Consider the following 23,165-nt stretch of genomic DNA (forward strand, 5'->3'; position numbering starts at 1 on the left):
GATTGCGACGTATTTTTAGATAAACAATTATTTTATCTAAAAATACTAGTCAGGGCTCTAGCTTTGGTCCCATAAGACAAAGCGTCTACTGACAAATGCTTTAGCTTTTAGTCAGTAGTGAGACGTGGAGCATAAGCATTTTTATTTGTCATATTCTCTTCCTTGCCTTTCATGGAGAGTCTTTATCCGTCTATTTGTAAAAACTGGTCTTATCCCCCAAGCTTCTACGATATTCTTCTTCATAGTCGTAGAGAGGAGTTGGGTAGTCGCCGTCAAAGTAAGCGACACAGAGACCACCGTTTGGCGCATCTGTTTCGATGCCAATAGAATTAATCAAGCCATCAATCGAAAGATAGGTCAGGCTATCCGCACCAATGATTTGGCGAGTCTCTTCGACTGTATGATTGGCCGCAATCAGCTCCTGACGCGTCTGGATATCAATCCCGTAAAAACATGGATAAGCTAGCGCAGGACTGCCAATAGCAACGTGAACCTCAGAGGCACCTGCTTCTTTCAAGAGCTGAACGATGCGGCGAGAAGTCGTCCCACGGACAATGGAATCATCAATCATCACCACACGTTTACCTTTGACAACGCCCGAAACAGCAGATAGCTTCATCCGAACCCCTTGCTCCCGCAATTCTTGAGTTGGTTGGATAAAAGTGCGTTGGGTATATTGGTTTTTAATCAGCCCCATTTCATTTGGCAGACCGGATTCTTCTGCAAATCCCATAGCTGCGCTGAGTGAAGAATTGGGCACACCGACTACGATATCCGCCTCATGCTTAAATTCACGCGCCAATTGGGCACCCATACGTTTCCGTGCAGTATGGACATTGATCCCATGGATGTTAGAGTCAGGGCGGGCAAAGTAGATATACTCCATAGAACAAATCGCCAACTGGGTATCATTCGTATAACTATCGTACTGGATACCATTGTCATCGATAATGACAATTTCCCCTGGCTTCACATCACGAATCCACTCTGCTCTGATGACTTCAAAAGCACAGGTTTCAGACGAAACCACCACCGCTCCGTTTGCCATTTTTCCGATAGAAAGCGGACGGAAGCCATTAGGATCAAGCGCAGCAATCAACTTATCCTCAAACAGCAGGATATAAGCAAAGCCACCTTTGACAAGGCTGAGCGCCTCCTTGATTTTGCCCATCAAGTTCGGATTGTGACTTCGACGAATGAGGTGGGCCAAGATTTCCGAGTCCGAAGTTGAACTAAAAATAGCGCCACTTTGTTCCAATTCTTTCTTGAGCGATTCGGCATTGGTCAGATTTCCGTTATGAGCAAGTCCAAACTGCATATCATGAAAGCGAAAAAGGAAGGGCTGGATGTTATCCACAGAAGCTTCGCCAGCAGTCGCGTAACGAACATGCCCAATCGCGCTCGTACCAGTCAATTTATCCAAATTAGCTGGATTTTTGAAGACTTCTGATAAAAGCCCCATATCACGATGACGCTTCAATTGTCCCTGATCATTGGAGAGGATTCCTGCCCCCTCCTGACCACGGTGCTGAAGACTGTGGAGACCAAAATAGGTCAATTTAGCAGCATCTGGATGTCCCCAAATACCAAAAACGCCACATTCTTCATTAAGAGATTTTACTTCGTATGTCATTTTTTATACCTAATTTTTATTTGTGTATCACCAAGAGCTAAATCTACATGACTTTTACATTACTGATACTATCTATTAGAAAATCTGTAAGTCTTATTTTCCAGTAAAGTATTTAACCGCCGACGCAAACAGATGCTGGTCTTTATCTCCTGGGATGTTTTGGAAAAGACCATCTTCATAGCGTTCTGAGTGTCCCATTTTACCGATGATTTGGCCGTTCTTGCTGGTAATTCCTTCGATAGCATTTACCGAACCATTCGGATTGTACTTAGAATCCATACTTGGTTTACCCTCGAAGTCAACGTATTGGCTGAAAATTTGTCCATTATCACGGAGCTCTGCAAATTCCTCAGCCGTCACGACAAATTTCCCTTCACCATGCGATACTGGAATGGCATGGATATCGCCCACTTGTACTCCAGCCAACCATGGTGAGTTGGTATTGGCAATCCGAGTTTCCACCATCTTGGCCACGTGCTGGTTGGCATCATTGTAGAAGAGGGTTGGGCTAGTACTGCTGGCATCCTCGAAGTTTCCGTATGGAAGAAGACCTGATTTGACCAAGGCCTGGAATCCATTACAGATACCGATAATCAAGCCACCACGAGCGATAAAGCTATCAATCGCAGCACGCACTTTTTCATTAAGAAGGATATTGACAATAAATTTAGCTGATCCATCCGGCTCATCCGCAGCTGAGAATCCACCTGCAAAGAAGAGAATGTTTGCCTTGCCGATATTGTCAACCATGGTTTCAACTGACTTGACAATAGCTTCTTCATTCAAGGTCACAAATGGCACCAAGTTAACTTCTGCACCTTCTTTTTCAAAAGCTTTTGCTGAATCATATTCTGAGTTGGTTCCTGGGAAGACTGGGATGTAAACCACAGGTTTTTCAATAGTTTCCTTGGCTTTGATGACTGCGTCAGAAGCGGCAGCTGGAACTTCAGCCAATTCTTTGGCTTGTGCAAATTCAGTAGGGTAAACTTCTTCTAGTTTTCCTTGGAAGACGCTGTCAAGTTTCTGTCCATCTAACTTCACACCGTTGACAAGGAGTGTAAAGTCTGCGCTTGTTTGACCGATTTTCTCTACTCCAGCAATCTCTTCAGGAGATGTGAAGACAAATCCGCCCAATTGAGCTGTTAAAGAACTTTCAAGTTCAGGCAAGGTCACCTCTGCACCAATATGGTTCCCAAAAGTAGCAAGGACCAAGCTTTCAAGGACACCTCCGTATTTAACAGCTGATGCAGATGTTACTTTGTGTCCAGCTTGGATAGCTTCAAATTGAGCAAAATTAGACTTGATAAGATCAAAGTCAATTTCTTGTGCTAGAGCTTGACCTGGGATGTAGTAGATGTTTTCACCAGCAGTCTTGAACTCAGGAGAGAGGACCTTACGGCTATCTGCCGTCGTCACCCCAAAGGCAACCAAGGTTGGTGGTACGGTTAATTCTTCAAAAGTACCAGACATAGAGTCCTTACCACCGATAGATGGCAAGCCAAGTTGGATTTGTGCTTCGATAGAACCTAGAAGAGCTGCTACTGGTTGACCAAAACGCTCTGCTTGCTTGTCCATGCGCTCGAAGTACTCTTGGTAAGAGAAGCGAGCCTTGGACCAGTTGGCACCAACGGCAACCAAACGAGCAGTTGCTTCAATAACCGCATAAGCAGCACCGTGGTATGGAGACCATTCTGCAACATGAGGGTTAAAACCTTGGGCCATGACTGACGCAGTGTGAGTCACCCCGTGCTGAACTGGCAACTTCTGAACAGATGCCTCAGTTGGTGTGAGTTGGTAGCGACCACCAAGTGGGTGATTGACCGTTGAACGACCGACCGAGCAGTCAAAGATGGTTTGCAAGCCTTTTTGACTCGCATGGTTGAGATCAGACAGAACCGCAAGGGTATCTGCTTCAAGTGTGTCAGCAGATGTTTGACGTTCTTCTGGGAGTTTGGCATCCTTGTCCACAACCTTGGCATCAACGACCACACGCACACCATTTGTATCAAGGAAACGACGTTCCAAGTCCACAATAATTTCACCATTCCAGTGCATGACTAGATTTGGTTTTTCAGTTACTGTTGCAACGACAACAGCGTCAATATTTTCTTTATTACATTCAGCAACGAAGGCATCTACGTCCTCAGGACGCACCACAACTGCCATCCGTTCTTGTGATTCAGAAATGGCAATTTCTGTACCGTTCAAACCTTGGTATTTAAGAGGAACCTTGTTGAGGTCGATTTCAAGACCATCTGCCAATTCACCGATAGCCACACAGACACCACCTGCTCCAAAGTCGTTGGATTTCTTGATGAGACGAGTGACATCGCCATTACGGAAAAGGCGTTGAATCTTGCGTTCTTCGATAGCATTCCCCTTTTGAACCTCAGCACCAGCAGTCTCTACAGACTCAACTGTTTGAACCTTAGAAGATCCTGTCGCACCACCGACACCGTCACGTCCAGTCTTACCACCGAGCAAGATAATCACGTCACCAGCTTCTGGTTTTTCACGGACTACATTGCCCTTAGGAGCAGCACCAACAACGGCACCAAGCTCCATGCGTTTAGCTACAAAGCCTGGGTGGAAGTATTCACGAACGTAAGTTGTTGCCAGACCAATTTGGTTACCATATGAAGAATAACCGTGAGCCGCTGTCTTCGAAATGACTTGTTGTGGCAATTTCCCAGCGCGAGTTTCCGAAATCGGCGCTGTAATATCACCAGCGCCTGAGATACGCATAGCTTGGTAAACGTATGAACGCCCTGACAGCGGGTCACGAATAGCTCCACCGATACAAGTAGCAGCCCCACCAAATGGTTCAATTTCCGTTGGGTGGTTGTGGGTTTCGTTTTTAAACATAAGGAGCCATGGTTCTTTCACACCATCAACGTCCACTTCGATTTCAACCGAACAGGCATTGATTTCGTCCGACACTTCCATATCGTCCAAACGACCATTAGCACGCTCATAACGACCGAAAATAGTCGCCATATCCATTAAGGTTTGTGGTTTCTCCGAACGTCCCAACTCATCACGCATGGCAATATACTTGTCATAGGTCGCCTGTAATTGTTTTTGAAATTTAGAAGCTGAGAAATCAATCTGTTTCAACTCTGTCTCAAAAGTCGTGTGACGGCAGTGGTCAGACCAGTAAGTATCCAAAACCTTGAGCTCTGTCTCAGTCGGCACGCGCCCGATTGACTTGAAGTAGTCTTGAATAAAGAGCAGATCATCCACTTCCATGGCCATCCCTTGCTCTGCCTTGTAGCGAGCAAAGTCTTCTGCCGTATAGCTTTCAAAGAAAGTCAATTTAGGAATGGTCTTGTCCGACTCAGAAAATTCCTGCTTGGCAATCCCAGTCGTGATGTCCTTGAAACGAGAATCAACTGGGTTGAGCAGGTAGTTCTTGACCGCTTCCAACTCAGTCGCATCAATATCTTTATTAACCAGATAAAGTTGGGCTGTGTTGACTGTCACATCACTCGAACTCCCCAGCAAAAGCAAGGCTTCCTGTGACGAAGCTGCACGCTGGTCAAATTGCCCTGGCAAGCTTTCAATGGCAAAGAAAGCATAGTTAGCAAGATCCGCTTGCACAGCTGATTCATCCAAGACATGATCCGTCACCTGCTCAGAGAAGATGTGTTTTTCCGCAGGTGCAAACAAGTCCTCTGCCAAATCAAAGACATCATAAACCTGCACAATGCGAATACTTTTCAAAGTTGACAATCCCAAGTTGTGCTGGAGCTCCCTTACCAAACTCTCTGATTTAACCTGAAAATCAGCCTTTTTTTCAACAAAAATACGTTTATCCATCAATTCTTATTCCTTTATTTCAGCTCTTGCAATGTTCCCAACGACTTCTAGGTTGTTATTTCAAACCCTGCAACTTTTCCCAGACAATCTCGTAAACATCTGTCAATTCACCTAGTCCCCGACGAAAAACATCCTTGTCCATGTGGTTGCCATCTGCATCCCACAAACGGCAGTTATCTGGTGAAAACTCGTCTGCCAAGATAATCTTACCATCTTTGTCAAATCCGAACTCTAGCTTAAAGTCAATCAATTTAAGACCAATCTCAGCAAACCAAGCTTTCAAGAGCTCATTGATACGACGGGTTTCTTCTTTCAAGTAAGCAATCTGCTGGTCATCCGCAATTTTTAGGAATTTCACATGCTCATCATTGATAAAGGGATCATCCAAATCATCATTTTTATAGTAAAATTCGACAATTGGAGTCTCAAATGCGATACCTTCTTCTACGCCAAAACGTTTTGAAAAGGAACCAGCCGTGTAGTTGCGGAGCACAACTTCCAAAGGAATAATCTCCACCTTTTTATTGAGTTGTTCCGTGTCCGAAATTTTCTCCACAAAGTGAGTCGCCACACCAGCCGCATTTAATTTCTCAAAAATAAAAGATGAAATCTGATTATTCAAGACTCCCTTGCCCGCAATCTGCTCCTTCTTGACACCATTGAAGGCAGTCGCCTGGTCCTTGTAAGTCGAAATAATGAGATTTTCATCCTCAGTTGTATAGATGTCTTTAGCTTTTCCCGAATAGATTAGTTGTTTTGACATTTTAAAGTTCGCCTTTCGTTTTACTTGAGCACATTCTACCATAAAAGCATGAAAAATTCAAGATTTTTACGAATAAATAACGTTTTTCTATTTTAAGCATAAAGAAAAACTGCAAGATGAACTCTTCTCACAGTTTTAAAAGCATTTATCCTCTGAAAAACACGAATATTACCCTTTATTCAAAAATTGATCCCAAAAATAACGGAGATAGCTCTTCTTTCCTGTGATCATCTGTAGGCGGCCTTCTAAACCATAGCGAAGTGTTGCAGCCTGCTCAGAAGTCAGATGGGTCTCCGCCTCTATTTTAAAGAAATTTCCCTTTTCAGTCTTGGTAGCTGTCGCATCAATATTCGTAATCGCAGAAACAAGAACGAGCTCTTTGTTGGCATCCTTGGTTGTAGTGAAGCGAACAGAATCACCTACTTTTAGCCTTGCAACATCTTTTGAACTAAGATAAGCTGTGAGTTTGGTTTTTCCTTCCTTTTCCAAGGATGGATAGAGTTGAGCTAGCAGGGTTCCTTCTGCGACCATGGTAGAGTCACTGGTCTCAGGATTAAGGTGAAGCACCCCATCCTCGCTTGCTATAATCTTCCCCTTCTCTAGGAGACCTCCTTGGACTTTCTTACCCGACTCTGCTTCTAAAATTTTCTGATCCAAAAGGGTTAATTCCTGACCGACTTTGACTAGGTGCTGGGACTTGAGCGATTCCAGTTGACTATCCAGTCCACTTGCGTAGGCTTGTTGAGCTCCAGATCCCGCATACTGCACACGATAAGTAGCTAAACTAGACTCTAGCTGGGTAATTTGTGCATCCACCTGTGCAATAACTTGCGATTTAGCTTGCGGATCTTCTACGCCTTGGTTTTTATAGGTCTGATAAAAAGAGTAGGCCGCATTTTGACTATCCAATTGAGCTCCTGTTTCAATCGCCGACTTAGCTGTTTTGTAGTCTCGGATTTTATCCTCTGTTTGGCTGATAAGATTGCTAATCTCGGCCTGGCTCTGGCTTGCTGCCGCATTTTGAGAGGAGATGCTGGCATTTTGCTGAGAAACATTACTTCTAAGACTACTAGCTTGGCTGAGATAGTCCCGAAACATCTCTTGGTAACCAAACTTATCCGCCTCTGGAAATTGATTACTCCCCTCTTGCAAACTGGATTGCAAATACCCTAACTGCTTTTTTTGATCCTTTAACATCTCCAACTGACTGGCGTATGCTTCGACCTGGACAGCCTCAGCCCCTTGCTGGTACTGAACCAGTAGATCTCCCTGCTTGACTAGTTTGTTTTCTTCTAGATAATTGGCCACGATGCGTTGATTGCTAGTCGACTGGATGTTGGCAATGATCCGACTAGGTTCGACAGTAGCTCGGGTAGACAAACTAATCTCCTTCTCTGCAAAGACTGCAAAGCCAAGTAAAAACACGAGCAGAAGTAACATGGGTAAAATCACTCGACTGGAAAAATTATGGTAACGACGATGGTAAAACTCCGCACTTTCTAAAAATTCTGGTTGCATCTTCTCCTCTTTCTAGCTATTGACCAAATGGGCATAAAATCCACCTCGAGCAAGTAAGTCCACATGATTTCCCTCTTCGACAATCTTGCCCTGATCCAAAACAACAACCTTTTCTGTCCGCTCAGCGATGGTCAAGCGGTGGGCGATGAAAATCAAGGTCTTGTCTAAAGCCATGAGATTATCCACGATCCGCTTCTCTGTCAAAATATCCAAACTGCTAGTCGCCTCGTCCAAGATCAAGACAGGTGCATCCGTCAAGAGTGCACGCGCCAGAGCGATTCGTTGCCGTTGCCCACCAGAAATTCCAGCCCCATCCGAAGTTAATTCTGTCTGGTAATTCAGTGGCATGCGCTCGATATCCTCCCGAATCTCGGCCAACTCAACCGCCCGTAAGATATCTTCCTGAGTCGTCCCCTCCTTAGCTCCAAGGAGAAGATTTTCCAAAATCGTCCCGTTAAAGACATAGGGCTGTTGAGGCAGATAGTTAATGTACTGGCGCAAAGCCTTTTTGTCAATCTGATTAAGATTAACACCACCCAGACTAATCTCTCCCTGACTAGGGTCGTAAAAATTAACCATCATCTTGGCTAAGGTGGTCTTACCTGACCCCGAAATCCCCACAAAAGCCATCTTAGACCCTTGAGGAATGGTCAAATTGATATTCGACAAGACGTCACGACCATAGCCATACTTATAGTGGACTTGTTTAAACGTCATATCCCCTTTCATCATGCTCAAATCTTCGACTGTTTTCTTCTCCTCAAACTCCGAAGCTACTAGATAAACCTCATTTAGACGGTTATTGGCGACCTGCGCTGTCTGAAGCTTGGTTTGCAGGTTGATGATATTTTCCAAAGGATTGGTAAAGTAAACAAGCAAAGTATTATAAGTAATCAGCTGGCCCAAACTCATTTTCCCATCCATGACAAGAACTGCTCCCATCCAGAGAACACCAACATTGAGCAGGAGCTGGGCAACTTTTTTCAGAGCCTTTTGCTGGCTTTCTGCCCGACTATAGGTAAAAGATTTTTTCAGATAAGCCACAAATTCCTTGTCAATCTTTTGATAGCGCGAACTCTCACTGGTCAAAGATTTAATGGTCTCAATGCCGTTGATGTCCTCGATGATAGAAGAAGACAGAACCGCATTAGCTTCCATGGTATCCCGATGCATCTTTTCAAAAGGCTTCATAAAGGCAAAGATAATCACTGTATAGATGGGAAGCGCAAGTAGACTAATGAAAAAGAGTGTCATATTTTGTGAAAACAAGACAAGCGAGATAATCAAAATCGTCGACACATCTAGGAAAATCGACAGAATGGTCGACGCCAGCGCATCAATGATACTATTGGCATCTGTAAAACGAGATACGATTTCTCCTGTCCTGCGTGTCGCGAAAAAGGACATCGGCAGGTGAAAAACATGCTTGATGTAGGACAAAATCACATCGATGGACAACCGTTGACCCAGAACAAGTAAGAGGTATTCCTGCGCATAAGACAAAATCTGCTGGAGAATATAGACGATGACTAGTCCTATTGAGATGATGCCCAGCGTCGAGCGCATCTGGTCTGGTACGTAACTGTCAATGATAGACTGAAGATAGTAGGAGCCCACAATATTAATCAAGGTCACCAAGAGTGTCGCTAGGACGATATTGGTAATTAAGCCACGCTGTTTGAGTAAGATTGGCAAGAAGGATAGGAGACCCTGTTTCTTCTCCTTATGAGGTTTATAGCCCGGAGATGGCGCCATAAAAATACTGACCCCTGTCCATTCTTGCGCAAATCGCTCACGGGAAATCTTGGTCAGCTTGACACCAGGATCCGGATCAGCGATATGAATATGCTTTTTATCCTGACCTATCACCACATAGTAGTGGAGCAACTTCCCTTCCTTGAGCACATGAGCCACAAAAGGAAAGGTCAAATCTGGCAGATCAAAGAGCGTCATATCCGCCTTGATAGCCCGCGTCTCAAACCCAATCTCCTCTGCCACCTTTACAAGTCCCAAAGCGGTCGTCCCATCCATGGTCGTCTTGGCTAACTCTCGTAGATGAGCCAAGGAGTAATAACTTCCATAGTAACCAAAGACCATAGCCAAGGAAGCCACACCACAATCCATCTGGTCCACCTGGGGACGATAGTATCTTTTCCTAAATTTCATATCCTTCTCCTTTTTCTAACAATCTCTTTAAAAATTTGTAAGATTATTTTAACCAAATAAAGAAGAAATAAGGGAATTATTTCTGAAAAAACAATATCCTCACCTGAACAGCACTTTTACCAAAGAAAATAGGCAGAACTTTTGTTCTGCCTGCTTAAAGTAACCGTTAAAAAATGAATATCCACAAATAAACTATTCTGAAATGATATTCTCTTCACTTCTATAAAGTGAAATAAAGGTCATCAAAAATAATGACATCGTAGGTATATCAAAACATTCAAACCATGTAGGTAAATTTATTTTGTTTATATTAGCCACGATTCTAATAAGTAATTAAGCCATCGAGCTAAATAATACAGTGGTCTTTGGCCAAGCTTTTTGTATTAATTGAACGACTTTCATCTCAAACTCCGATCTGATGGTTCATCAATTCCCTATCTTACTTTCTTTTGTTTTGTACTTGTATCCTAGATAAAACAAACCAAACAGAATTGGATAAGTTTCTGGATAAAACAAGGTATTGAGCGGTTTTTTCAAAATCAAATACGTTGCGATGTAGATAATGAGTGATACAATAAAATATCCCTCAGCAAATCCTAATAAGAATTTTTTCATGGTAGACTCCTATTTACCTGACAAGAGTGCTCGAGTTGTTAAAATAGCTCCACCTGTATATACAAAACCTTTTACAAAACCGACTGCCACAGGGATAAGAAGGGGAAAGGCTCCCCCTTGAATTTCCTGCAAGTCCGTATCAGTCATTGTTTCAAATTTTAAAATAGATTTTTCCATATCATCTCCTCCTATTACCATCTACTCGTCACATAATTATAACCTGCAATTCCTGCTGCAGTAATTCCACCAGCAATTTTAGCTGCTGTCACAGGATTAGCAATCACCCAAGCTACAATCGGCCACGCTCCCCCATTCACATCCGTCAACTCTTCTTCTGTAAGAGCTACAAAGTTCTGTTCCATGTTGTCAAAGTTTGTCATCTTTTTCTCCTTATTTTTTTCTATATATCTAATCTTTGACCTCTAAGCCACTTAAATAGCCAGATTGGGTAAATTACTGAAATCATTTTCTTATCTCCTTCCCTTTTTTCTTACCTATCTATTCGAAAAACAATTCGAAAATGAACAATTCATTCATTTTTATTTTAAAAACCACTTAATGAACCACGGATAAAAACCGGTCACATACATAAACGTTCCTCCTTTTTCTTTCTCATCTCTTTATTCGCAATTTCTACTAAAAGTTTCTCTTTTTTCTGCAAATAAAAAAACAACATGATTTGCATGTTGCTTTTGGCTATTTTTTATCTTTAATAATCGCTACTACATCCGCTACACTTTGAAGTTGATCGATTTCCTCATCAGTGATTTCGATACCAAATTCATCTTCTAGTGTCAAAACAAACTCCATCAAATCCACTGAGTCCGCATCGAGATCGTCTTTCAAACTTAAGGCTTCTGTTACGGCAAAGTCTTCTCCCTGACGCTCTTGGATAATGGTTACAATACGGTCAAAAATTTCTTTTTCTGTCATCTTTTTTATTCTCCTGAAAATTCACGCGCAGTCTGGGCAACTACGTCTGTTTCTAGCATGGTACGAATCTGGCGAATCGTACTATACACAGCCTTGGCATCACTTGAGCCATGAGTCTTGACAACCGGTGCCTTAACACCAAACAAGACCGCTCCACCAACATCTGAATAGTTGAGTTGCTTTTTCAAACCTTTAAGGCTATCCTTGAGAAGAAGAGCACCTAGTTTCGCTCGAAGACCACCACCTGTGATAGCTGTCTTAAGCAAGCCCATGATACCCATGGCTGTTCCTTCGATAGATTTGAGAACAGCGTTTCCCGTGAAACCATCTGCCACAACAACATCCGCAACGCCATTCATCAAATCACGCGCTTCCACGTTTCCGACAAAATTCAAGCTTTCATCAGCTGCTAGCAAGGCGTAGGTTTCCTTACGAAGGGGATCACCCTTGCTACTTTCTGTTCCATTGTTGAGCAAACCAACACGTGGTTTCGAAATCCCACGAACATTTTTCGCATAAAAGGAACCCAAAACAGCGTATTGGTGGAGGTGCTGGGCAGTGTTTTCCGCATTGGCTCCAAGGTCTAGCATGTCAAAGCCTTTGCCATCAATGGTCGGTAAGGTCGACATGAGTCCAGGACGGTCGATATTCTTGATACGACCTACAATGAAGAATCCTGCAGCCAACAAGGCACCTGTATTCCCAGCCGAGAGGACAGCGTCTGCCTCTCCTTCTTTGACTGCCTTAGCCGCTAATACCATACTGGCATTTTTCTTCTTACGAATAGCTTTTGTAGGTTCATCATCAAAATCAATCTTCTCATCCGTATGGATAATGCTGACACGTTCTGTCGCTGTTAGATATTGCTTGATTTTGCTTTCGTCTCCATAGAGTTGAACCTCAATATCTGAAAAGTCAGCCAGGGCTTGATTGACACCCTCAACGATAGCTTGAGGTGCATAATCGCCCCCCATAGCATCTACTGCGATTTTTTTCATTTGTCTTCCTCTTTTAGTAATTGTCCCCAGTCTGCTAGGGAATCAATAAATTTCTTTGATTTTAGGTGAATTCCAACATACTCTTCGTAGATTTGGTCTATAAACTTGCGCAAGTCTTGCTTGATTTCGGGCTTGAGCGAAATGGTCTCCAAGGTCTCAAAATCAATGGCTTGAAATTGATTGAGTAGATAAGGGATATTGGGATTGAGATGGCAACGTCTCTCATCTTCATGATAATGCTCTGGGCAGAGGCAGGCCCCATATTTGAAAGAAAAGTCAAAAGCCTGACCGATCCGATGGCAAAAGACACACTCATTAAAATTAAGGCTAATCCCAAATCGGGTCAAGATTTGAATTTCAAAAATATTGGTCAAAACCTGATAATCCAAACCCGCTTCCATCAACTCCAAAGTCTTTTGCAAAAAAGTAAACAAGGGAGCATCCTGCTGGTTATCCTGCAAACTAGCATCTGCAAGAGCAGCAACATAGGTCGCATAAGCCATGACAAAGAGATCACTATTAATCTTAGGAAAGGTCATCACCTCATGGTAGTCCTCGATATAGCTGAGCCCATCATCATTGATTCGTAAGAGAAATCGCGCCAACACCAAGGGCTGAATAACCGGAGCTAGTTTGGACTGACCAGCGTGTTTGACGAAAAACATGCGCTTGCCAGCCTGCTCGGTAAAAATCTTGACTAACTTGTCATCCTCACGAAAATTACGATTGTAGAGCACCAAGCCTTGACTCGTGATAGACTGAATCATGCTTCTCTCATGTACTCCTCAAGTCGTTTCATGGCTTCTTTGATAGTCTCCATGCTAGCTGCATAAGATAGGCGAACATAGCCTTCTCCGTAGCGTCCAAAGGCGGCACCAGGGATAAAGGCAACAGCCTTCTTCTGAGCAAAATCCTTCAAAAAGGCAAAGGAATCTTGATTGTATCCCGCAGGAATCTTAGCAAAGATATAGAAGGCACCGTCTGGTTTAATAATCTCAAAACCAAGAGCAGTCATTTTCTCGATAATATAATCACGACGCTGAATGTACTCCTTCTTCATAGGCTCCGCGTCGTTTTTACCCGCCGTCAAAGCCTCCACCGCAGCATGTTGAGCCATAGTGTTTGCGGCAGTAACCAAATATTGGTGACTCTTGATTAACTGAGCTGTAAAGGCCACAGGAGCAAAGATAAAGCCTAAACGCCAACCTGTCATAGCATGAGACTTAGATAAACCATTGATAATAATAGCCTGATCTCTCAGCATAGTTCCCAAAGATACATGGGCTTCGCCTGTATAGGTTAATTCTGAGTAAACCTCATCACAGACAACGAAAATCTCATACTTGCGTAAAACGTCCGCCAAGGCTTCCAACTGCTCCCGACTATAGGTAATTCCTGTCGGATTGGCTGGATAGTTGAGAATGACCGCCTTGAGCTTGTCGCCTTGCTCCAAAATGGCCTTTTCCAACATCTCAGGAGTCAAGACAAAACCATTTTCAGTCGTATCAATCTCGACAACCTCTGCCCCAACTAGATTGACAATCGGCTCATAACCTGGATAGGCAGGCGCTGGCAAGAGCACCTTATCTCCCTCTTCCAAAATAGCTGTCAAAGTAGCCGATAAAGCCTCTGTCGCCCCAATTGTAACCAAGATCTCATTTTCAGGATTGTAATCTAGCTGGTATTTTTCTTTTACAAAATCACTGGCTGCCTGACGTAATGTTAACAGACCACTCATCCCTGTATAGTAGGATTGGTTCTGGTCGATGGCCCGCTTAGCCGCTTCCTTAACATGATCTGGCGTTGTAAAATCAGGTTCCCCCAAGGTCAAACGCAGGACCCCAGGAATCTCCGAAATAGCCTGGTCAAACTGGCGAATCAAGGAAACTTGAATCTTGTCTAACTGTTTATTAAAGCGCTTAGTTAAGTCCATAGATACCTCCTACTCTCAAAACGTATCTCTATTATACTACAAAAGCCCCCCGACCGCAAAAATACATTATATAATATCTTTCCACTTTCTATTTTACTTTTCCTGTTTACAGGTCTATAATGGTAACAGATTATGATTGGAGGTTTTTATGTCATTTCTATCAAAAAATGGAGCAGGCATCTTGGACTGCCTTCTCATTTCTATCATTTCTTGGTTTCTAGGAGGACTTTTCCCCGTCGTGGGTGCACCCGTTTTTGCAATCTTTATAGGAATGCTCCTACACCCCTGGCTCTCCCCCTACAAACAACTAGATGCAGGTTTGACCTTTAGTTCCAAAAAATTACTCCAGTATGCTGTTATCTTGCTTGGTTTTGGTCTCAATATCTCGCAAGTCTTTGCAGTTGGACAAACTTCACTCCCTGTCATCCTATCAACAATTTCAATTTCCTTGATTGTTGCCTACCTCTTCCAGCGCTTCTTTGCACTGGATACAAAACTGGCTACCTTGATTGGAGTGGGGTCTTCGATCTGTGGAGGTTCTGCCATTGCGGCGACAGCGCCTGTTATCCATGCTAAGGAAAAGGAAGTCGCCCAAGCCATTTCCGTTATCTTTTTCTTCAATATCTTGGCTGCGCTCATCTTTCCAACTCTAGGAACCTGGCTTCATCTATCTAATGACGGCTTTGCTCTCTTTGCAGGAACTGCGGTCAATGATACTTCTTCTGTAACGGCCACAGCTAGTGCCTGGGACAGTCTTTATCAGACCAATACCCTCGAATCGGCAACCATTGTTAAACTCACGCGCACCTTAGCAATCATTCCCATCACTCTCTTTCTCTCCTACTGGCAAAGTCGCCAGCAAGAGAATAAGCAAGGCCTACAACTGAAAAAAGTTTTCCCACTTTTTATCCTTTATTTTATCCTGGCCTCTCTCTTAACGACTCTCCTTACCTCTCTCGGTGTGTCCAGTAGCTTCTTTACCCCTCTCAAACAACTCTCTAAATTCCTCATCATCATGGCCATGAGTGCCATCGGTCTCAAAACCAATCTAATTGCCATGGTTAGATCCAGTGGCAAATCTATTGTCCTCGGAGCACTTTGCTGGATTGCTATCATCCTCACCAGTCTTGGCATGCAAGCATTGATTGGTACTTTATAATACAAAAAGGTAGCCCATGGCTACCTTTTTATTTCTCAAGAATTAAGCGAGTATGTTCTCTCTTGATACAGCGATTCATCACGATGTCATCGCATCCTCCAGCACGCAGGATTTCCTCCGCTTCTAGATTTTCAAGTCCTAATTGCGCCCAAAAAATCTTGGCATCAGCCTTGAGAAAATCACGCGCCACATCTGGTAAAAACTCGCTCCGTCGGTATACATTGACAATATCTACAGGAAAAGGAATCTCAGCTAGACTAGCGTAAACCTTTTCTCCCAAGATTTCCCCACCTGCAGCCTTGGGATTAACTGGAATGATTTTATAGCCCCGAGCTTGCATTTCCTTGGTCACTCGATTGCTAGTTGTTTCTTCACGATCGGACAAACCCACTACTGCTAATGTTTTACTGGTTGCAAGATACTGACGAATCACACCATCACTTGGATTGATAAATTCTTGACTCATAGAGATCCTCCTTTTTCATCAGTATAGCACATTTTGAAAAGGCTTGCAGGTTTTGACTACAAAAATCTCCTAGCAAGTTTCTTTTCTTGCTAGGAGAACTATCTATTTCAAGTGAAAGATTAAATCTTTTTCTCAATACAAAATAGGGGCGAAAGAGGACGTTTTTCGTGAATACGAACGATGGCATCCCCTAAGAGGTGGGCAATAGAGATCTGTTCAATCTTATCAATCAAACGCTCTTCTGGTAGGTAGATGGTATCCAAAACAACCAATTTCTTAATAGCTGATTTTTGGATATTATCCATAGCAGGACCAGAAAGTACTGGGTGCGTACAGCTTGCATATACTTCAACAGCACCTGCTTCAGCAAGAGCATCCGCCGCGTGACAAATGGTTCCAGCCGTATCAATCATATCGTCAATCAAGATACAAGTCTTACCTTCTACTTTACCAATGATATTCATCACTTCACTGGTATTCATCTTGTCTACACTACGGCGTTTGTCAATAATCGCAATCGGAGTTTTCAAAAACTCTGCCAACTTACGAGCACGAGTCACCCCACCATGGTCTGGGCTGACAACCACGTAGTCAGATCCAACCATACCACGACGTTCAAAATAGTCCGCAATCAAAGGAGCACCCATCAAGTGATCTACAGGAATATCAAAGAATCCCTGAATCTGCGCAGCATGCAAGTCGATTGTCAATAAACGATCCACTCCAGCTACTTCAAGCATATTTGCAACAAGTTTTGAAGTGATTGGCTCACGCGCACGCGCCTTTCTATCCTGACGTGCATATCCGTAGTAAGGCATGACAACGTTAACAGATTCTGCACTGGCACGCTTCAAGGCATCTACCATAATCAAAATTTCAAGTAAATTATCATTTACAGGTGAACTAGTTGATTGTAGGATAAAGACGTGTTTTCCACGGATTGATTCTTCAATGTTGACCTGAATCTCTCCATCTGAAAATTGGCGAACAGTCGATTTCCCCAACTCTATCCCAATTTCTTGCGCCACACGCTCTGCCAATTCTCTATTTGAAGAAAGGGCAAACAGCTTTAAATCAGAAAAAGACATGATTTCCTCCGGTATTTATGTATCACTTGTTTTTTACACAACATTTTCCATCTACCATTGTAGCGCTTTTTCCTTTATTTTTCAATCAAAAATAAAACAAGAGCAAACATTTATACCCTTGTTTTTTACTAATTTATATTAGCTATATTAAAATTAAAAATCCTACATTTTAACAATCGATTTTATGATAGGATGAGATTTTTTCGAGACAAAGTTAGTATACTTCTCTCATACTTCCTGTATCCACATCATAGACAGCACCTGAAATAACCACATCATCAGGAATCAGTGGAGACTCTCGAAGCAATTGCATATCCTCTCTCACACTCTCTTCAACATCCTGGAATGGTAAAAAATCTTGATCAGACACATCAACTCCGAGCTCGTGTTTCAAATGTTCATGAAAACTTTCATTTTGAAAGGTTTGAGCTCCACAGTCTGTATGGTGAAGCACCACAATCTCTCTAGTCCCCATTTGTTGCTGGGAAATCACCAGCGAACGAATCATGTCCTCAGTTACTCGACCACCCGCATTCCGTAGGATATGGGCATCCCCAAGGGCCAAACCTAGAGCTTGCGCAACGTGCAGACGTGAGTCCATACAGGTCACGATAGCTACTCTGGTTTTGGGTTTAAGTGGCAGATTTAACTGCCCATGTAGGGCAACATAAGCCTGATTGGCTTGCATAAACTGTTCAAAATACGACACGATTCCCTCCTCAAAAATTTGATAATCAAATATTTCTCCTATCTTATCATTTTTAAGAGGATTTGTCACGGATTATGCAAAGACCTTTTTCAAAACTTCCTGAATCGTCGTCACACCAATGACTTCAATTTCCTTGGGTGGAGTAATTCCTGTCAAGGAATTCTTAGGTACATAAATCTTAGTAAAGCCTAGTTTTGCCGCTTCATTTATGCGTTGTTCGATACGATTCACGCGTCGAATCTCTCCCGTCAAGCCCAATTCTCCCACAAAACATTCCTGAGGATTGGTAGGCTTATCCTTGTAACTAGAGGCAATAGCCACTGCAACGGCTAAGTCAATGGCAGGCTCATCTAATTTGACACCACCAGCAGATTTGAGATAGGCATCCTGATTTTGCAGGAGAAGCCCTGCTCGTTTTTCCAAAACAGCCATAATCAGACTTGCACGATTGAAATCAAGTCCTGTCGTCGTGCGTTTAGCATTTCCAAACATGGTTGGTGTTACCAAAGCCTGAACCTCCGCCAAAATCGGACGGGTCCCTTCCATGGTCACAACGATTGACGAGCCAGTAGCCCCATCCAAACGCTCCTCTAGGAAAACTTGACTCGGATTGAGCACCTCAACCAATCCGCCCGACTGCATCTCAAAAATCCCAATCTCGTTAGTGGAGCCAAAACGGTTTTTGACTGCTCTCAAGATACGGAAGGTATGGTGGCGTTCCCCTTCAAAGTAAAGCACCGTATCTACCATATGCTCCAACATACGCGGACCAGCCAGGGTACCTTCCTTGGTCACATGCCCTACGATAAAGATGGCAATGTTATTAGTCTTTGCCAGCTGCATGAGCTCAGCTGTCACCTCTCGCACCTGAGACACAGATCCTTGTACCCCTGAAATCTCAGGAGACATGATAGTCTGAATGGAGTCGATAATGAGAAAGTCTGGTTGAATGCGCTCCACCTCAGCTCGAACACTCTGCATATTGGTCTCTGCATAGAGATAAAACTCGCTATCAATATCTCCCAAGCGCTCTGCTCGTAACTTAATCTGCTGGGCAGACTCCTCCCCACTGACATAGAGAACAGTCCCTACTTGAGACAGCTGGGTTGAAACTTGTAGGAGAAGGGTTGATTTCCCGATTCCTGGATCCCCACCGATGAGTACGAGACTTCCTGGTACCACTCCGCCTCCAAGTACACGATTGAATTCCTCCATCTCCGTCTTGGTTCGATTGACATTGATTGAAGTCACCTCAGCCAGTTTCATGGGCTTGGTTTTCTCGCCTGTCAGGGACACACGTGCATTCTTGACCTCGGCAACCTCAACCTCTTCTACAAAAGAAGACCAAGATCCACAGTTTGGACAGCGTCCTAGGTATTTTGGGGAGTTATAAGCACAATTTTGACACACAAATGTCGCTTTTTTCTTTGCGATGATAAACCTCTTTCTAAATTTCTATCTCACATTCAATCACTTGGCAAAAATTAATCTTCTCGTCTGGTACAAATTGGCGCATGAGCATTCCGTGAGTTACAATGATAATAGTTTTATAATTTTTATATTTTTCCAAAGCTCTTAAAAAACGATGACGCATCTCTAAATCAGTTTCATAGCGATAAGGAGAATCTTCAGATAAACCTCCTTGATGTTTTAGATAATATTCATGAGCTACCAATACACCAGTTAAATCAGAGTTAGTGCCATCTAAGTCTGGACGCCACTCATGAAAAAACGGCTCCAAAAATAAGTCCAATCCTGTTTCAACTGCTATATAATGTGCTGTTTCTAAAGCCCTCGTCACAGACGATGAAATAATAATCTCTGCCTTTCCAAAACATGCAGTTTTAGCCACTTCTTTTGCCAGACTGCGACCTTTTCCTGTCAATGGTGCTAAATCACGACCAAAACCACTATAGAGTTGCGGATTTTCAAGTTTATCAAGCATACTATAATCTGGCTCCCCGTGACGCACAAAGATAATCTTCATCCTAGTGCCCAGTCGATCCAAATCCACCAGTCCGCACGCCATCAGCTGCATCTCCATCTGCAATTAAAAATGGTGCAAAGACAGCCTGAACCACACGTTCCCCAACTTCAAGAACAACCTCTTGGTCTGTGATATTCTTCATCTGAGCAAAGATATGTCCCTCATTCCCGGGATTGCCATAATAATCCCCATCAATAACTCCAACTGAGTTAATTAAAACCAAGCCCTTTTTACGAGGGTTTGAAGAGCGATCATAAAGGTAGAGGACCTCAGTTGGTTGCATATAAGCCTTAACCCCTGTCGGAACTAAGACAATCTCTCCTGGTGCGATCACCGTACGCACGGCAACCTTTAAGTCATAGCCAGCCGCATGAGCTGTCTCACGCTTGGGCAATAAATTTTCATCTGTAAAACTCGAAACCAATTCAAAACCACGAATTTTCATATTTTTCTCTTTTCTATTATCATTATTCTAGGCTATTTTATCTTATTTATTCGAAAAAAGCACGAAAAAAAGAGCACACAATTCAAATCGCTTAGGGCTGCTGGATTCCTCCCCTGACCCGCTTCACGCAGAACTGTTGCTCCACTATTCATTATACCACATTCCCCTCTATTTTTAAAGAGAAATTATTTTTTCCGTCGATTTCGGAAAAAGTCCTGCATAATCGCTGCACAGTCATCTTCCAAAATGCCCGTTTCTACCTCTACACGATGATTGAGACGCTCATCTGTCAAAATATCGTACAGACTTCCAGCTGCACCAAATTTCTGGTTTTTAGCTCCGTAAACTACGTTTGGAATACGGGCAAGCCCAATCGCACCACTACACATAACACAAGGCTCAATGGTCACAAAAAGCGTACAATCAAGCAGTCGCCAACTCTCTTCACTCACATTCGCATTCTCTATAGCCATGATTTCTGCATGCATGACCGCCCGTTGCAACTCCTCGCGCGCATTATGCCCCCTACCAATGATTTCTCCATCCTTGACAATCACACAACCAATTGGAATTTCATCGTGTTCTAAGGCAATCTCAGCCTCTCTCAAAGCCTCTCTCATAAAGGCTTCTTTTTCTTCAACTGTATAATTCATCGTTCTTCTCTTTTCCTACTTGTCGATTTTATTATTATATCATGATTCTCAACACAAAAAAAGCCACCGAATGCGGTGACTTAATAGGGAGATTATTATGAAAAAGAAAAGTTTAGGATATTTGTTACAACAAGTTAGGAGGTCTTCTTGTAACTGTCTATAGTATACCCGACCTATCTTAAACTAATCTTAAAAATCTCCTATGACCAAACACTTTCTAAAATATTAGTTTGTTCACGATCAGGACCTACTGAGAAAGTAGAAATACGAACCCCAACCAACTCGCTCACACGACGAACATAGTTACGCGCATTCTCAGGAAGATCTTCCAAATTACGGACTCCAGTGATATCTTCTGACCAGCCTGGTAACTCTTCGTAGATAGGTTTGCAACGTTTCAACTGTTCAAGACTAGCTGGATAGTAGTCAATACGTTGACCATCAAGATCATAGGCTACACAGATTTTAACTGTATCCAAACCACTCAAAACATCAATAGAATTCAATGAAAGATTGGTAATTCCAGATACACGACGGCTGTGACGCATCACAACTGAGTCAAACCAACCTACACGACGTGGACGGCCAGTTGTTGTACCGTATTCATGACCTACTTCACGGATGCGATCTCCCACTTCATCAAACAACTCAGTTGGGAAAGGTCCGTCACCTACACGACTCGTATAGGCCTTACAAACACCTACAACCTTGTCAATCTTACTTGGACCAACACCAGACCCAATTGTCACACCACCAGCGACAGGGTTTGAAGAAGTAACAAATGGATACGTACCTTGGTCAATATCCAACATAACACCTTGCGCACCTTCAAACAGCACACGTTTGCCATTATCAAGCGCATCGTTCAAGATAACAGAAGTATCTGTCACGTATTGCTTGATTTGTTGACCATACTCATAATACTCTTCAAAAATATCATCAACTGAAATAGGTTCACTATCATACAATTTTTCAAACAAACGATTCTTTTCCGCAAGATTGCGTTCTAAACGCTCACGAAAAATCTCTTTATCCAAAAGATCCGCAATACGAATTCCAACACGAGCAGCTTTGTCCATATAGGCTGGACCGATTCCCTTTATTGTAGTACCAATCTTATTGTCACCCTTAGCCTCTTCTTGCAAGCGATCCAACTCGATGTGGTAAGGCAAAATAACATGCGCACGATCAGAAATACGCAAGTTATCAGTTGTCACACCTTCCTCATGAAGATAGCGCAACTCTTTGACAAGGGATTTTGGGTTCACGACCATTCCATTCCCAATAACAGAGATTTTTTCAGGAAAGAAAATTCCAGATGGAATCAAGTGCAACTTAAATTTCTTACCATCAATCACAATCGTGTGACCAGCATTATCACCACCTTGATAACGAGCAATTACCTCTGCATTAGCTGAAAGAAAATCTGTAATTTTCCCTTTACCTTCATCACCCCACTGGGTACCTACAACAACAACTGAAGTCATAATAAAATTCGTCTGAGCTACTAGCAGCTCGTCCTTTCTCATATACATGGCAGGAATTTCACCCGCAATTATATCTTACAATTTATTATAAGAAAAAAACACTATTTTATCAAGAAGAAACAGTAGAAAAGATTTGGAAATTCTTTCATTTCTGAATACCGTATCCTTTGATTATAAGCTAATTCTATATTTTTTAAAAACTAACTACAACTATCGTTCGTAATTATGATATAGATGTTTCCTATTGGATAAGAGTTGTACCACCTTGCAGGAATTTATCTAGATATAGACGATAAGCTGTTTTAAAGTGATATAGTGAAAAGTCCCTATCACTTTTAATTTTAAATCGGATTAAATAATATAGTAAAAAACGAAGATGAAGTGATTCCCACTCTGAACAACTCTGGCCTAAAGAGGCATATTCTTGTTCAACTAGTTTCAAAAAGACGAATGCTCGATCATAAAATTTCTGAAGCATATAAAAATTCCCTTTCTTATTAGTAACACTAGTCTAACAAAAAAAGGAACTAAAAAAGCTTCAAATCCTATAAAAGAAGAATTTAAAGCTAAACGAACTAAAAATAAAATAAAGAGGTAATTACAGATTTAAAAATTAAAATTTGAAATTTCAACAGTCCAATATATTTATAAATAAAAAAACGCTCAGTTGAACGTTTCGATTTATACTCCGCCAGTAGGACTCGAACCTACGACATCATGATTAACAGTCATGCGCTACTACCAACTGAGCTATGGCGGATAAAAGCTAAGCGACTTCCATATCTCACAGGGG

At 42.5% G+C, this 23,165-nt stretch carries 22 protein-coding genes, 1 tRNA gene and 1 other RNA gene; 1 reads left to right on the plus strand and 23 read right to left on the minus strand.

The window, feature by feature from the left end:
- Positions 1–190 precede the first annotated feature (190 nt).
- The 12 genes from purF to MK405_RS08850 form a co-directional block, all read right to left on the minus strand.
- Positions 191–1,633 carry an amidophosphoribosyltransferase gene (gene purF, locus MK405_RS08795; protein ID WP_268704816.1) on the minus strand — a complete coding sequence of 481 codons (1,443 nt, stop codon included), beginning with the start codon at positions 1,631–1,633 and terminating at the stop codon, positions 191–193.
- Between the two features lie 93 nt (positions 1,634–1,726).
- Positions 1,727–5,452, minus strand: coding sequence for a phosphoribosylformylglycinamidine synthase (locus MK405_RS08800; protein WP_268704817.1), 3,726 nt, complete (start codon positions 5,450–5,452; stop codon positions 1,727–1,729).
- Between the two features lie 55 nt (positions 5,453–5,507).
- The gene (gene purC, locus MK405_RS08805) at positions 5,508–6,215 is read right to left on the minus strand and encodes a phosphoribosylaminoimidazolesuccinocarboxamide synthase (RefSeq protein WP_007522563.1); all 708 of its coding nucleotides are present in this window, start codon (positions 6,213–6,215) and stop codon (positions 5,508–5,510) included.
- Positions 6,216–6,383: 168 nt separating this feature from the next.
- Positions 6,384–7,733 carry a competence pheromone export protein ComB gene (comB, locus tag MK405_RS08810; RefSeq protein ID WP_268704818.1) on the minus strand — a complete coding sequence of 450 codons (1,350 nt, stop codon included), beginning with the start codon at positions 7,731–7,733 and terminating at the stop codon, positions 6,384–6,386.
- 12 nt (positions 7,734–7,745) lie between these two features.
- Complete coding sequence (gene comA / locus MK405_RS08815; protein WP_268704819.1) at positions 7,746–9,899, minus strand: peptide cleavage/export ABC transporter ComA; 2,154 nt, start codon at positions 9,897–9,899, stop codon at positions 7,746–7,748.
- Positions 9,900–10,325: 426 nt separating this feature from the next.
- Positions 10,326–10,514 (minus strand): hypothetical protein, encoded by a 189-nt coding sequence (locus MK405_RS08820; RefSeq protein ID WP_268704820.1) that lies wholly within the window; start codon positions 10,512–10,514, stop codon positions 10,326–10,328.
- Between the two features lie 9 nt (positions 10,515–10,523).
- Complete coding sequence (locus MK405_RS08825) at positions 10,524–10,691, minus strand: bacteriocin (protein ID WP_084868626.1); 168 nt, start codon at positions 10,689–10,691, stop codon at positions 10,524–10,526.
- A gap of 14 nt (positions 10,692–10,705) precedes the next feature.
- Positions 10,706–10,894, minus strand: coding sequence for a class IIb bacteriocin, lactobin A/cerein 7B family (locus tag MK405_RS08830; RefSeq protein ID WP_000180835.1), 189 nt, complete (start codon positions 10,892–10,894; stop codon positions 10,706–10,708).
- A 316-nt stretch (positions 10,895–11,210) separates the two neighbouring features.
- On the minus strand, positions 11,211–11,447 hold the full coding sequence (locus tag MK405_RS08835) for an acyl carrier protein (RefSeq protein WP_000136435.1): 237 nt from the start codon (positions 11,445–11,447) through the stop codon (positions 11,211–11,213).
- A gap of 5 nt (positions 11,448–11,452) precedes the next feature.
- Positions 11,453–12,445, minus strand: coding sequence for a phosphate acyltransferase PlsX (gene plsX / locus MK405_RS08840; protein ID WP_268704821.1), 993 nt, complete (start codon positions 12,443–12,445; stop codon positions 11,453–11,455).
- The gene (recO, locus tag MK405_RS08845; protein ID WP_268704822.1) at positions 12,442–13,212 is read right to left on the minus strand and encodes a DNA repair protein RecO; all 771 of its coding nucleotides are present in this window, start codon (positions 13,210–13,212) and stop codon (positions 12,442–12,444) included. Before recO ends, plsX begins: the two co-directional genes overlap by 4 nt.
- Positions 13,209–14,378: a pyridoxal phosphate-dependent aminotransferase gene (locus MK405_RS08850; RefSeq protein ID WP_045616604.1), complete on the minus strand. Its 1,170-nt coding sequence runs from the start codon at positions 14,376–14,378 to the stop codon at positions 13,209–13,211. The genes recO and MK405_RS08850 overlap by 4 nt, the downstream gene beginning before the upstream one ends.
- 148 nt (positions 14,379–14,526) lie before the next feature.
- Here MK405_RS08850 and MK405_RS08855 point away from each other — a divergent pair, with 148 nt between their 5' ends.
- The gene (locus MK405_RS08855; protein WP_268704823.1) at positions 14,527–15,537 is read left to right on the plus strand and encodes a YeiH family protein; all 1,011 of its coding nucleotides are present in this window, start codon (positions 14,527–14,529) and stop codon (positions 15,535–15,537) included.
- Between the two features lie 28 nt (positions 15,538–15,565).
- Here MK405_RS08855 and MK405_RS08860 read toward each other — a convergent pair whose 3' ends face one another.
- From MK405_RS08860 to MK405_RS08910, 11 genes are all read right to left on the minus strand, one after another.
- Positions 15,566–16,003 (minus strand): CoA-binding protein, encoded by a 438-nt coding sequence (locus MK405_RS08860; protein WP_268704824.1) that lies wholly within the window; start codon positions 16,001–16,003, stop codon positions 15,566–15,568.
- Positions 16,004–16,122: 119 nt separating this feature from the next.
- Entirely contained in the window at positions 16,123–17,091 is a 969-nt protein-coding gene (locus tag MK405_RS08865) for a ribose-phosphate diphosphokinase (RefSeq protein WP_000010182.1), read from the minus strand.
- 214 nt (positions 17,092–17,305) lie between these two features.
- Positions 17,306–17,800, minus strand: coding sequence for a beta-class carbonic anhydrase (locus MK405_RS08870; protein WP_002876632.1), 495 nt, complete (start codon positions 17,798–17,800; stop codon positions 17,306–17,308).
- A gap of 72 nt (positions 17,801–17,872) precedes the next feature.
- Positions 17,873–19,234 carry a DNA repair protein RadA gene (radA, locus tag MK405_RS08875; RefSeq protein ID WP_080585586.1) on the minus strand — a complete coding sequence of 454 codons (1,362 nt, stop codon included), beginning with the start codon at positions 19,232–19,234 and terminating at the stop codon, positions 17,873–17,875.
- A gap of 13 nt (positions 19,235–19,247) precedes the next feature.
- Positions 19,248–19,787, minus strand: coding sequence for a histidine phosphatase family protein (locus MK405_RS08880; protein ID WP_268704828.1), 540 nt, complete (start codon positions 19,785–19,787; stop codon positions 19,248–19,250).
- Position 19,788: 1 nt separating this feature from the next.
- A complete protein-coding gene (locus tag MK405_RS08885) occupies positions 19,789–20,232 on the minus strand; it encodes a dUTP diphosphatase (protein ID WP_000701987.1) in 444 nt (147 codons plus the stop codon).
- Between the two features lie 57 nt (positions 20,233–20,289).
- Positions 20,290–20,385, minus strand: an RNA gene (gene ffs / locus MK405_RS08890) — signal recognition particle sRNA small type.
- Between the two features lie 32 nt (positions 20,386–20,417).
- Complete coding sequence (gene tadA, locus MK405_RS08895) at positions 20,418–20,885, minus strand: tRNA adenosine(34) deaminase TadA (RefSeq protein ID WP_001110101.1); 468 nt, start codon at positions 20,883–20,885, stop codon at positions 20,418–20,420.
- A gap of 200 nt (positions 20,886–21,085) precedes the next feature.
- Positions 21,086–22,372: an adenylosuccinate synthase gene (locus MK405_RS08900; RefSeq protein WP_268704825.1), complete on the minus strand. Its 1,287-nt coding sequence runs from the start codon at positions 22,370–22,372 to the stop codon at positions 21,086–21,088.
- Positions 22,373–22,613: 241 nt separating this feature from the next.
- The gene (gene comW, locus MK405_RS08905; protein WP_000939509.1) at positions 22,614–22,850 is read right to left on the minus strand and encodes a sigma(X)-activator ComW; all 237 of its coding nucleotides are present in this window, start codon (positions 22,848–22,850) and stop codon (positions 22,614–22,616) included.
- 208 nt (positions 22,851–23,058) lie between these two features.
- Positions 23,059–23,132: transfer RNA gene (locus tag MK405_RS08910), tRNA-Asn, on the minus strand.
- Between the last annotated feature and the right edge of the window lie 33 nt (positions 23,133–23,165).

This window comes from Streptococcus oralis, assembly GCF_026782345.1.
Taxonomy (GTDB): Bacteria; Bacillota; Bacilli; order Lactobacillales; family Streptococcaceae; genus Streptococcus; species Streptococcus oralis_CK.